The 11,484-nt window shown below is 60.7% G+C and carries 9 protein-coding genes; 4 read left to right on the top strand and 5 right to left on the bottom strand.

Going from position 1 to position 11,484, the window contains the following annotated elements:
* Positions 1-151 precede the first annotated feature (151 nt).
* Both PIB16_RS23415 and PIB16_RS23410 read left to right on the top strand, forming a co-directional pair.
* A complete protein-coding gene (locus tag PIB16_RS23415; RefSeq protein ID WP_003522917.1) occupies positions 152-505 on the top strand; it encodes a DUF6867 family protein in 354 nt (117 codons plus the stop codon).
* A 119-nt stretch (positions 506-624) separates the two neighbouring features.
* Entirely contained in the window at positions 625-1,743 is a 1,119-nt protein-coding gene (locus tag PIB16_RS23410; protein ID WP_004430064.1) for a branched-chain amino acid ABC transporter substrate-binding protein, read from the top strand.
* A 135-nt stretch (positions 1,744-1,878) separates the two neighbouring features.
* On the opposite strand, the gene PIB16_RS23405 is transcribed toward PIB16_RS23410, so the two are convergent.
* The 5 genes from PIB16_RS23405 to PIB16_RS23385 all read right to left on the bottom strand — a co-directional run bounded on the left by PIB16_RS23405 (position 1,879) and on the right by PIB16_RS23385 (position 9,000).
* On the bottom strand, positions 1,879-2,403 hold the full coding sequence (locus PIB16_RS23405; protein WP_271046427.1) for an AAA family ATPase: 525 nt from the start codon (positions 2,401-2,403) through the stop codon (positions 1,879-1,881).
* Positions 2,404-2,687: 284 nt separating this feature from the next.
* A complete protein-coding gene (locus tag PIB16_RS23400) occupies positions 2,688-3,617 on the bottom strand; it encodes a response regulator (RefSeq protein WP_065656763.1) in 930 nt (309 codons plus the stop codon).
* Positions 3,614-7,009, bottom strand: coding sequence for a hybrid sensor histidine kinase/response regulator (locus tag PIB16_RS23395; protein WP_271046426.1), 3,396 nt, complete (start codon positions 7,007-7,009; stop codon positions 3,614-3,616). The genes PIB16_RS23400 and PIB16_RS23395 overlap by 4 nt, the downstream gene beginning before the upstream one ends.
* Before the next feature lie 31 nt (positions 7,010-7,040).
* Positions 7,041-7,811, bottom strand: coding sequence for an SDR family oxidoreductase (locus PIB16_RS23390; protein ID WP_271046425.1), 771 nt, complete (start codon positions 7,809-7,811; stop codon positions 7,041-7,043).
* Between the two features lie 154 nt (positions 7,812-7,965).
* Positions 7,966-9,000 (bottom strand): glutamine synthetase beta-grasp domain-containing protein, encoded by a 1,035-nt coding sequence (locus PIB16_RS23385; RefSeq protein WP_271046424.1) that lies wholly within the window; start codon positions 8,998-9,000, stop codon positions 7,966-7,968.
* A 481-nt stretch (positions 9,001-9,481) separates the two neighbouring features.
* On the opposite strand from PIB16_RS23385, the gene PIB16_RS23380 reads away from it, so the two are divergent.
* Positions 9,482-9,688, top strand: a complete 207-nt coding sequence (locus tag PIB16_RS23380) for a DUF2735 domain-containing protein (protein ID WP_065656767.1) — start codon at positions 9,482-9,484, stop codon at positions 9,686-9,688.
* 339 nt (positions 9,689-10,027) lie between these two features.
* Positions 10,028-11,317, top strand: a complete 1,290-nt coding sequence (gene urtA / locus PIB16_RS23375; protein ID WP_035219970.1) for an urea ABC transporter substrate-binding protein — start codon at positions 10,028-10,030, stop codon at positions 11,315-11,317.
* Positions 11,318-11,484: the final 167 nt, after the last annotated feature.

Here is an 11,484-nt window from a genome sequence, read left to right as displayed (position 1 = left end):
GCAAGACTGCAAACGGCGGCCTGTCGTCCTTTCGGCAAAACCTTAAGGATCCATGGCGGGGTGCAAACAATAAAATGCCCGGCGGGAAAACGACGGGACGACAGACAAGGCAGGGTCAGGGCGTTTCTGCCCGGCACTGATGGGGAAAGAGATGCAGGGCCTTTTTTTCGAAACGGATAACGGCGTGCGGTATGTTCTGCGCGCGCTGGTTGTTCTTCTGGGTTTCTGGACGGCATGGCGCACGGGCAAGTCCGTGGCCGATGGCTGGGGCGGTTATACGCGGGTGGTTATCTATACGCTCGCTCTGGGTGTGGTGATGCGGTTTCTGCATCACGCGCTGTTCAACGGGCCGTTCATCAACGGCTTCTATTACGTGTTTGACGTCGTTCTTCTTCTGGTTTTTTCCAGCGTCGGTTTCCGCACGCGCCGGACAAGCCAGATGGTCAATAACTACTATTGGCTTTACGACCGGACATCGGCATTTTCCTACAAGAAGAAAGATTGACAGGCGGATTTTTCCGGCTGCACAATGCTCGTCAGAGTGGAACAGTTTCCTGTTCAGTGAAGGTGGGTACTGAACAGGTCCTTGCAATCAACCCATCCAAAGGAACTGGGAGTAAAGTAATGAAGAAGTCTCTTCTTTCCGCTGTTGCGCTGACCGCCATGGTCGCGTTTGGCGGTTCGGCCTGGGCCGATGTCGTGATCGCTGTCGGCGCACCGCTGACCGGCCCGAACGCTGCTTTCGGCGCTCAGATCCAGAAGGGTGCCGAACAGGCCGCGAAAGACATCAATGCCGCCGGCGGTATCAATGGCGAGCAGATCAAGATCGTGCTGGGCGACGACGTATCCGACCCCAAGCAGGGTATTTCGGTTGCCAACAAGTTCGTCGCTGACGGCGTGAAATTCGTTGTCGGTCACTTCAACTCCGGCGTTTCCATTCCGGCTTCTGAAGTTTACGCCGAAAACGGCATTCTCGAAATCACACCCGCCGCAACCAACCCGGTCTTTACCGAGCGCGGCCTGTGGAACACGTTCCGTACCTGCGGCCGTGACGACCAGCAGGGCGGCATTGCCGGCAAGTACCTGGCCGATCATTTCAAGGACGCCAAGGTCGCCATCATTCACGACAAGACGCCTTACGGTCAGGGCCTTGCCGATGAAACCAAGAAGGCTGCCAATGCGGCCGGCGTGACGGAAGTCATGTATGAAGGCGTCAACGTCGGCGACAAGGACTTCTCCGCGCTGATCTCCAAGATGAAGGAAGCCGGCGTTTCCATCATTTACTGGGGCGGCCTGCACACCGAAGCCGGCCTCATCATCCGCCAGGCGGCTGACCAGGGCCTGAAGGCCAAGCTCGTTTCGGGCGACGGTATCGTCTCGAACGAACTTGCTTCCATCGCCGGCGACGCCGTCGAAGGCACGCTCAACACCTTCGGCCCCGATCCGACGCTGCGCCCGGAAAACAAGGAACTGGTAGAGAAGTTCAAGGCCGCCGGCTTCAACCCGGAAGCCTACACGCTCTACTCCTATGCCGCGATGCAGGCGATTGCCGGTGCGGCGAAGGCCGCCGGTTCCGTGGAGCCGGAAAAGGTTGCCGAGGCCCTGAAGTCCGGCACCTTCCCGACCGCGCTCGGCGACATCTCCTTCGACGAGAAGGGCGACCCGAAGCTTCCCGGCTACGTCATGTACGAATGGAAGAAGGGTCCGGACGGCAAGTTCACCTACATCCAGCAGGGCAGCTAAGCCCTTCTGCGACACCCTATCGAAGCCCGGCAGCGATGCCGGGCTTTTTGTTTGCGGTCTCGACGCGGGTTTGAGTTTGTCACCGTCTCGCAACTGCTCGAAAACCGCTGAAGCTCATTCTCTTGCCAGAGCGCCTCAGTCGATCCGCGTCAGAATAAAGTCCGCGCGTTCCCCTATGCCGGATTTCGGAAGCACGGAAATATCGTAACCAAGCTCGTCATAGTCGCGGAGCAAACGCTCATATTCCGCGACCGCCGCATCGAAGCCATGCTTGCGCTCGCTGTCGCCCCTGTAGATTTCCGGCCATGGCGGGGTGAGGAAGACCAGACGGTTATAGCGGTGTGCAACCCCCAGCGTCTCGATGAAGGCATCGCCATTTATATGACGAAGCGCCGAGGCGGCGTCGATCAGGCCGCGATCGAAGAAGACCGGGCCTTCCGGCGGGGCCTTTTGCCGGTCTTCGAGCGCCATGGCGATGGCGCGGCGGGCAAAGGCTTCGATGTCGATCCACGGCAGGGCCGCGCCGCCATTGCGGGTTTCTTCGATGACGATGCGGCGGCCTGGCTCTTCCACGGTGGCGAAACCGCGCCGGGCAAGCTCGGCAAGAAGCGTCGATTTTCCGCCGCCGGAGCAGCCGGAAAGGATGATGAAACGGTCCATTGGATTTCTATCGTGTGACAGGGTTCAGGTGGTTCGAGCGGTGATTTTTGGGTGGGGGGTTGCCACTTGTTTCTTCTCCCCGAAGGGGGAGAAGGTGGCCCGGAGGGTCGGATAAGGGGGCAACGTTGCCGGATTTCGGAGAGCTTGCCCCCTCATCCCGCTGCCGCGGACTTCTCCCACTCGGGGAGAAGAAACAAGCCGCAACCGCCCGGCCAATAAGCGGGTGGTGTGTACTCAAGCGGACAATATATGCTGGACGAACCTTAGCATATTAACGGCAATCGTCACCCCTGATGCAATATATGCGCCGCCTTCACGGCCGCCGATGCCCGGTTTTCCACCCCGAGCTTCACATAGATCTGCTCCAGATGCTTGTTCACGGTTCTCGCGGAAAGGCCGAGGATATCGCCGATATCGCGATTGGATTTGCCCTTCGCGATCCACAGCAGCACTTCCGATTCCCGGGCAGTGAGGGAAAAATGCTCGCGCAGCAGGTGGTCGCCGGATTTCTCATTGGCGGCGGTGAGGCGGAAAAGGAATTCATCCGGCCCCATGGCGCCGAGGAAGGACAGTTGCAGGGCGGGCCGCCCGGCCTCGGTGATCGTCAAAGGCACGTCGCGGCCGGTTTCCGCCGCCGCCCGTTCTGCGAGCCAGCGGCCGATATGGCTGGTGACGATTTCCATGCCGTCGTCGCGGCCCGTGGCGGCGTTGACGAGCCGCGTCGCCTGCGGCGTTGACCAGTGGATGGCGCCATTGGCGCGCACGGCAAGCAGGTGGCGGCCGGCGGCATCGAGCGCGACGCGGGCGCTTTGCGCCGAGCGGGCATTGGAAAGGTGCACGCGGATGCGGGCGCGCAGCTCGTCGATGTTGATCGGCTTGGTCAGATAATCGACGCCGCCGGATTCGAGCGCCCGCACCACATGTTCGGTCTCCGTCAGCCCGGTCATGAAGATGACGGGCACCTGCGCCACCGCCGCATTGGCCTTCAGGCGGCGGCAGGTCTCGAAACCGTCCATGGCCGGCATGACGGCGTCGAGCAGGATGATATCGGGCGTGATGCGTTCGGCGATGTTGAGCGCGGCCTGGCCGGAGGTGGCGATGAGGGCGGAAAAGCCTGATTGTTCCAGCGCATCGGTGAGGAACCCGAGTGCTTCCGGGCTGTCATCCACCAGCAATACGATGTCTCTCGGGGCTGCCGCCGCCTGACCGCTCATGCCTTGCCGTCTCCCGTGTCACTATCCGCAAACCGTTTGAGAAAATGCGCGTAACCGGCCAGATCGAAGGCCTGCACATAGGTGCCGAGCTCCTGCGTGAAGGGCAGGTTTTCCGTATTGCGGGCAAGATCGGCGAGTTTCGCCTCGATGCCGCGTATGTAGCCTATTTCGCCGAGCCGCTGCAAATCCTGAATGTGAATTGCGCCGGGATGGACGATCTGCGCTACGGGCGGCGGCGATGGCGGGGGCGGCATATCCGCCTCGTAGATCCATTTCAGGCCGAGATGCACGGCAAGCCTGTCGCAGAGATGACGGATATCGACGGGCTTGGCGATGGCGTCATTGTGGTTGTCCTCGCCCGCGCCCGCCACGGTTCCGTCGCCGATATTGGCCGAGAGCATGATGAGCGGGGCGGTCTGCCCGGCTTCACGCAGTTTCGTCACAAGCTGCCAGCCGGTCATGCCGGGCATGGAAATATCGATGAGGAAGAGATCGGGCTTCACGCCTTCGATGAGCGTCAGGCATTCCGGCCCGCTCTGGGCGGTCAGCACCACGAAATCGAGCGGCACCAGCACCTGCCGCATCAGCTCGCGATGATCCTCATTGTCATCGACCACGACGATGGTGCGGCGCGGCCCGGAATAGGAGCGGATGGTCTTTTCCGCCGCCGGCGCCGTGCTTGGCCGGTGCACGGCAGAGAGCATGAGGCGCACGCGGAAGGTGGAACCCTCATCCTTTGTGCTGGAAACGGAAATTTCGCCGCCAAGCGTATTGGTGAGGAGCCTTGTGATGGTCAGGCCGAGGCCGAGGCCCGGCATGGGGCGCACGCTGTCTGCCTCGCCCCGCTGGAAGGGCTCGTAGATGCGGGCGAGGTCTTTTTCGGCAATGCCGCGGCCGGTATCGGAAACGGTGAAACTCGCCACCTGGCTGCGATAACCGACATCGAAGGTGACGGCGCCCTCATCGGTGAATTTGATGGCGTTGGAGATGAGGTTGACGAGGATCTGGCGCAGCCGCTTTTCGTCGGTGCGGACATATTGCGGCAGGGCCCGCGACCGGTCGTGGCGGAACTCCAGCCCCTTGGCCTGCGCCTGCGGGCGGAACATATCGACGATCTGGTCGAGGAAATCCTGAATATTGATCTCGTTGGAATAGACCTGCAGGCGCCCCGCCTCGATCTTGGAAATATCGAGAAGCCCGTCGATCAGGCCGGACAGGTGATCGGCCGAGCGGCGGATGACCTTGATTGCCGATTGCCGGGGCGGGGGGATGGTGTCGTCGCGCTCGAGAATCTGGGCATAACCCAGGACGGCGTTGAGCGGGGTGCGGAGTTCATGGCTGAGGCCCACCACGTAACGGCTCTTGGCGCGGTTGGCGGCCTCAGCCGTTTCCTTGGCGTCCTGAAGGGCGGCATCGGTCTTCTTGTGGGCGGCGATTTCCTTCAGCAGCAATGTGTTCTGGCGCGAGGATTCTTCTTCCGCCACCACCCGGCTGTCATGGGCAAGCACGAGGAACCAGCAGACGATGCCGGCAATGACGGCGAAGACGAAAAACACGATGAGGATGGTGCGGTTCACCACATCGGCCGTTTCCGGCGAGGCGGTGCCGACCTGATGGGCGATCATCGCCAATATGCCGCCAATGGCGGTGACGGCAATCGCCGCGGCCATGCCGTAGCGTCCGAGCCGGGTGGCGAGTTTGGCCACCAGCTGATCCGGCAGGAATGATTTCGCGACGGTGGCGACCTGATAGTTCAGCTTCGCCTTCGGCTTGCACATGTCATGGCAGCGGCTGTCCAGCGAGCAGCAGAGCGAACAGATCGGTGCGGCATAGGCCGGGCACCAGGCCATGTCTTCCGGCTCGAAAGGGTGCTCGCAGATCGAGCAGGTGATGCTGCTTTCCTCACGCCATTTCTGGCGCGGTTTGCGGGCGAGATAAAATTTGCCCTTCGTGCCCCAGGCAATCAGCGGCGAGGCGATGAAAGCGACGATCAGTGTCAGATAGGGCGCGAGCGATGCGGCGAGCGGTCCGAAGGCCCCGAAATGCGCCATCAGCGCAATGGTGGCTGAAAGCGCCATGGAGCCGACACCGACGGGATTGATGTCGTAGAGATGGGCGCGCTTGAATTCGATGCCGGGCGGAGCAAGGCCGAGCGGCTTGTTGATGAAGAGATCGGCGGAAATGGTGCAGAGCCACGCCATGGCGATGATGGAAAAGATGCCGAGCGTTTCTTCCAGCAGCCGGTAAATGCCGAGTTCCATTAGAAGCAGCGCGATCGCCACGTTGAAGACCAGCCAGACGACGCGGCCGGGGTGGCTGTGGGTGAGCCGCGAGAAGAAGTTCGACCAGGCGAGCGAACCCGCATAGGCGTTCATGACGTTGATCTTCAGCTGCGAGACGACCACGAAGGCGACCATCAGCAGCATGGCCGCCGTCTCGTTGGGGATCATGTAACCGAAGGCGGTGAGATACATTTGCGCCGGATCGGCGGCGCGATCCACCGAGACGCCGGAACTGAAGGTGAGCACCACGAGGAAGGAACCGGCGAGCAGCTTCGGCACGCCGACGACGACCCAGCCCGAGCCCGCCAGGAAAACCGCAATGCGGTGACGCAGGCGGCTTTGCCCCTCGGCCGGCAGGAAGCGCAGGAAGTCCACCTGTTCGCCGATCTGCGACATCAGCGCCAGGATGACGGCGGAGGCCGCGCCGAATTCCACCAGATTGAAATCTGCCACCGTGCCGGGCGGCCCCGAGGCGTGGTGTATGCCGGCAAAGGCCCGCCACAGATCGTATTTTTCCCAGTCCATCAGGGCAATGAAGACGAAGGGCAGAATATTCAGCACGATCCAGAAGGGCTGGGTGATGATCTGGAAACGGCTGATGAGCCGCACGCCATGGGTGACGAGCGGAATGACCATGACGGCCGAGATGATGTAGCCGATCCACAAGGGTATGCCGAGCGCCAGTTCCAGCGCGCCTGACATGATCGACGCCTCGATGGCGAAGAGCATGAAAGTGAAGGCGGCGTAGATCAGCGAGGTTATGGTGGAGCCGATGTAACCGAAGCTTGCGCCGCGTGTCAGCAGATCGATATCGACGCCGTGGCGGATGGCGTAACGGCTGATCGGCAGGCCGACGGCCAGCATGGCGATGGCGGCGACGAGAATGGCGTAAAAGGCGTTGGTGGTGCCGTAGGAGAGCGTGATCGCGCCACCGATGGCTTCCAGCGCCAGAAAGGAAATCGCGCCGATGGCGGTGTGGGAAATGCGGTTGGAGGAAAATTGCCGGGCGCTTTTGGCGGTAAAACGCAGCGCATAATCTTCCAGCGTCTGGTTGGCGACCCAGCGGTTATATTCGCGCCTGACGGGGATGATGCGTTGCCGTGCCGCCATACCTATTGAGCGCCTTTCCGCAACGGGCCTCTCACAGCCGCACCGACATGCCGCCATCCACCGTCAGCACATGGCCGTTGACGAAGGAGGCCGCGTCGCTCGCCAGAAACAGCGCCGCGCCGGCAATCTCATCCGGCCGGCCCCAGCGCTCCAGCGGCACCCGCAGTTTGGCGAAGGCCACCATCTCAGGATTTTCGGCAAGGGCGGCATTGGTTTCGGTGGCGAACATGCCGGGTGCGATGGCGTTGCTGGTAATGCCGCGTGCGCCATATTCCACGGCAATCGCCCGCATCAGGCCGGTCAGCCCCTGTTTGGCGACGGGATAGATGGCATCCCCCGGCCGGACGATATGGCCGAGAATCGAGGTGATGGTGATGATACGGCCGTAACCATTGGCGTTCATGGCCTCCGCCGCATCGCGCGATAGCGAGATGGAGGAAGTGAGATCGGTGCGGATCAGTTCCAGCACGTCCTCGTCGCTGAATTCAGCAAGCGGGCGGCGGTCGCGCGCGCCGACATTGTTGACGAGGATATCGAGGTGGCCGAACTCGTCCATGATATGGCGAACAAGGGCGCTGCCAGCTGCGGTATCGGCGATATCGAAAGCGGCGTAATCGGCTTTGCCGCCGGCCTTGCGCAACGTTTCGACCGCCTGTTCCAGCGTTTCGGTATTGCGGCCGGTCAGCCACACATGAGCGCCCGCTTCGGCGAAGGCGCTGGCGATTTCGAAGCCAAGGCCGCGGCCGCTGCCGGTGATGACGGCGGTGCGGTTTTCGAGAGAGAATTTCTGGAGAATGCCCATCGCTCACCTTCTTGCTTGACGTGCCGAAACTTGGAGTTCGCGAAGGAAGAATATGCCGCGTGGGGAAGAGAGCGAAAGGTCGCCCGTCCGGCCCGGCTGTTCGGTGGACAGAAAAATGGCGTCGCCCGGTTTGGGCGACGCCATCAGTTCGATATCAGGCAGCAGCCGACTTTGCGAGCGGCACTTCTGCGATCGTCTTCAGAACGATGGAAGCGATCTGGTAAGGGCAGCCTTGAGAGTTCGGACGACGGTCTTCGAGGTAACCCTTGTAACCGTTGTTGACGAAGGAATGCGGAACGCGGATCGACGCGCCACGGTCGGCAACGCCGTAGGAGAACTTGTTCCACGGAGCGGTTTCGTGCTTGCCGGTCAGACGCAGGTGGTTGTCCGGGCCGTAAACGTCGATGTGCTCTTTCCAGTTCTTGGCAAAAGCGGCCATGAGGGCTTCGAAATATTCCTTGCCGCCAACTTCGCGCATGAACTTGGTGGAGAAGTTGCAATGCATGCCCGAACCGTTCCAGTCGGTGTCGCCGAGCGGCTTGCAATGGAATTCGACGTCGATGCCGTACTGTTCGCAAAGGCGCAGCAGCAGGTAACGGGCGATCCAGATCTGGTCGGCGGCGCGCTTGGAGCCCTTGCCGAATACCTGGAATTCCCACTGGCCCTTGGCCACTTCGGCATTGATGCCTTCGTGGTTGATGCCGGCTTCGAGGCAGAGATCGAGGTGCTCTTCAACGATTTCGCGGGCAACCGAACCGACATTCTTGAAGCCGACGCCGGTGTAATAAGGACCCTGCGGAGCCGGGTAACCCTGTTCCGGGAAGCCGAGCGGGCGGCCGTCCTGGTAGAAGAAGTATTCCTGCTCGAAACCGAACCATGCATCTTCGTCGTCGAGGATGGTTGCGCGGCTGTTCGACGGATGCGGGGTGACGCCATCGGGCATCATGACTTCGCACATGACGAGCGCACCGTTGGAGCGGGCCGGGTCGGGATAGATCGCGACGGGCTTCAGCACGCAATCCGACGAGTGGCCTTCGGCCTGCTGCGTGGACGAGCCATCAAAGCCCCAAAGCGGCAGCTGCTCGAGTGTGGGGAATTCGTCGAATTCCTTGATCTGGGTCTTGCCGCGCAGGTTGGGGACCGGCTTGTATCCGTCCAGCCAGATGTACTCGAGTTTGAACTTAGTCATTACGAACCTCTCATAGGTAACAATGCGAAGCCTTGAGGCCTCCCGTGGCTTTGGCCACCGAAGCGCATTCGCGTTCAAGGGCTGACCCCTTAGATGCATGCCGCGTGCCAGATTGGCGATATCGGGCGATTTTTTCGAAAAATCTTTCAGGGGCCCTGTCGCCCAGGAGCCTGGAAATCACGCGCGGATGGTTCTGTTGCACTGCGGAAGGCAAATTCACCCCTCATGTTTCATCATTGAATCCTGATAGATAGCCGGCGTCTCCCGGAGGAATGCCCTGCTGCGGTGCAATGATTTCGGTTGCGCGCGAGGGATTGGCATTTGCCCCAAAAACCGGCGCTTTCGGAATGGTTTTTCTTGTAGATGAGACGAATAATGCCTATATTTTTCGCAAGGTGATTTTTTTTTAATCAAACGGAGCGAATCTGGCCTTTGCGGGTTTGCTCCTGATACCAAAGTGCTTCGATGCAAACAGAGTGAGATGACCGAAATGGCGACTGGCTTTCATCGTGAGACGGCAACGATCTATCAATTCCCGATTGGCGGGCGCGCGGGCGTGTCCAAATTCCGCAACAGCGGGCTGAGTGACCTCGAGCGCGAGGCGCGCGAGCCGCATGTGGATTTCGGCTCGTGGTACCACGACGAGGCGATCCGCGACGAAGAGCGGAACGACAAGCCGCATTCCTAATGTGAGACCGTGCCGTGCATTTCTTCTCCCCGCCGGGGAGAAGGTGGCTCGAAGGGTCGGATGAGGGGCAACCCCTCCGTATATCGCGGCGCTCGCCCCCTCATCCCGCTGCCGCGGGCCTTCCCCTCGGGGAGAAGAAACAGGTTGGAGCCTCCTGCTTCACATAGGAGCGCCCTGGCGGTTTAGCTCTCTTCAACCCCTCGTGCATCTTTCGCCACCCCGCCTACGTCAATTGACGTATACGGTTTCGCTCTCACGAGATCGATAGTCCCTCCCAGCAGCGGCCGCAGATGCCGCTGAGCCTCCACGAGAGGCCAAACAAGGAGAGGGGTTCTTCCGATGATATTCCGCAAGACGCTTAGTGCCGCGCTGCTTGGCGCGATCCTGTCCACCACCGCCTTCCATGGCGCTTTTGCCGCTGACGACACCATCAAGGTCGGCGTGCTGCATTCGCTGTCCGGCACCATGGCCATTTCAGAGACCACGCTGAAGGACGCCATGCTGATGCTCATCGACGAGCAGAACAAGAAGGGCGGCGTGCTCGGCAAGAAACTTGAAGCCGTGGTGGTCGATCCGGCCTCCGACTGGCCACTGTTCGCCGAAAAAGCTCGTCAGCTGATTTCGCAGGACAAGGTCGCCGCCGTTTTCGGCTGCTGGACGTCTTCCTCGCGCAAGTCGGTTCTGCCGGTCTTTGAAGAGCTGAACTCGATCCTGTTCTATCCGGTTCAGTACGAGGGTGAAGAATCCTCGCGCAACATCTTCTATACGGGTGCAGCACCCAACCAGCAGGCCATTCCGGCCGTAGACTACCTTGCCAATACAGAAGGCGTCGAGCGCTGGGTTCTGGCCGGCACGGACTATGTCTATCCGCAGACCACCAACAAGATCCTGAAGGCCTACCTGATGTCGAAGGGCGTCAAGGAAGAGGACATCATGATCAACTACACGCCGTTCGGTCATTCCGACTGGCAGACGATCGTGTCCGACATCAAGAAATTCGGCTCGGCCGGCAAGAAGACCGCCGTTGTCTCCACCATCAATGGTGACGCCAACGTGCCCTTCTACAAGGAACTGGCGAACCAGGGCATCAAGGCTGAAGACATTCCCGTCGTTGCCTTCTCCGTGGGCGAAGAAGAATTGGCCGGTCTCGATACCGCACCGCTGGTCGGCCACCTTGCCGCCTGGAACTACTTCCAGTCCGTCGATGCGCCGGTCAATGCCGAATTCATCAAGACCTGGCATGCCTTTACCAAGAACGACAAGCGCGTGACCAACGACCCGATGGAAGCCGCCTATATCGGCTTCAACGCCTGGGTAAAGGCCGTCGAATCCGCCGGCACGACGGATACGGACAAGGTTCTCGACTCGATTATCGGCGTTTCCGTGCCGAACCTTTCGGGCGGTTACTCCACCGTCATGCCGAACCACCACATCACCAAGCCGGTGCTGATCGGCGAAATCCAGGCCGATGGCCAGTTCGAAATCGTGCAGCAGACGCCGCAGGTCGTGGGTGACGAGTGGTCGGATTATCTGCCGGACTCGAAGGATCTGATCTCGGATTGGAGGAAGCCGATGTCCTGCGGCAACTTCAATGTGGCCAGTGGCAAGTGCGGCGGCAAGGGTAGCTGATTAGCGAGGTGGGTGCCGCTCCCTTTGTTGGGGGGCGGTTTTCTCATTGGAAACTGAACAAGAATTACCCCCCTCTGCCCTGCCGGGCATCTCCCCCTCAAGGGGGGAGATCGACCTGCGGCGAGGTCCCGCCCATCTCTATGTTTGAGAATGAAGTGGCGAGAAAG

The sequence above is a fragment of the Agrobacterium sp. ST15.13.015 genome (genome assembly GCF_027871645.1).
Lineage (GTDB): Bacteria > Pseudomonadota > Alphaproteobacteria > Rhizobiales > Rhizobiaceae > Agrobacterium > Agrobacterium leguminum.
This window is presented reverse-complemented; position numbering and strand designations above follow the sequence as displayed.

Bases quoted from the DNA above. Each gene is read 5' to 3' on its own strand.
- PIB16_RS23415 (WP_003522917.1), top strand. From the start codon at position 152: ATGCAGGGCCTTTTTTTCGAAACGGATAACGGCGTGCGGTATGTTCTG.
- PIB16_RS23410 (WP_004430064.1), top strand. From the start codon at position 625: ATGAAGAAGTCTCTTCTTTCCGCTGTTGCGCTGACCGCCATGGTCGCG.
- PIB16_RS23405 (WP_271046427.1), bottom strand. From the start codon at position 2,403: ATGGACCGTTTCATCATCCTTTCCGGCTGCTCCGGCGGCGGAAAATCG.
- PIB16_RS23400 (WP_065656763.1), bottom strand. From the start codon at position 3,617: ATGAGCGGTCAGGCGGCGGCAGCCCCGAGAGACATCGTATTGCTGGTG.
- PIB16_RS23395 (WP_271046426.1), bottom strand. From the start codon at position 7,009: ATGGCGGCACGGCAACGCATCATCCCCGTCAGGCGCGAATATAACCGC.
- PIB16_RS23390 (WP_271046425.1), bottom strand. From the start codon at position 7,811: ATGGGCATTCTCCAGAAATTCTCTCTCGAAAACCGCACCGCCGTCATC.
- PIB16_RS23385 (WP_271046424.1), bottom strand. From the start codon at position 9,000: ATGACTAAGTTCAAACTCGAGTACATCTGGCTGGACGGATACAAGCCG.
- PIB16_RS23380 (WP_065656767.1), top strand. From the start codon at position 9,482: ATGACCGAAATGGCGACTGGCTTTCATCGTGAGACGGCAACGATCTAT.
- urtA (WP_035219970.1), top strand. From the start codon at position 10,028: ATGATATTCCGCAAGACGCTTAGTGCCGCGCTGCTTGGCGCGATCCTG.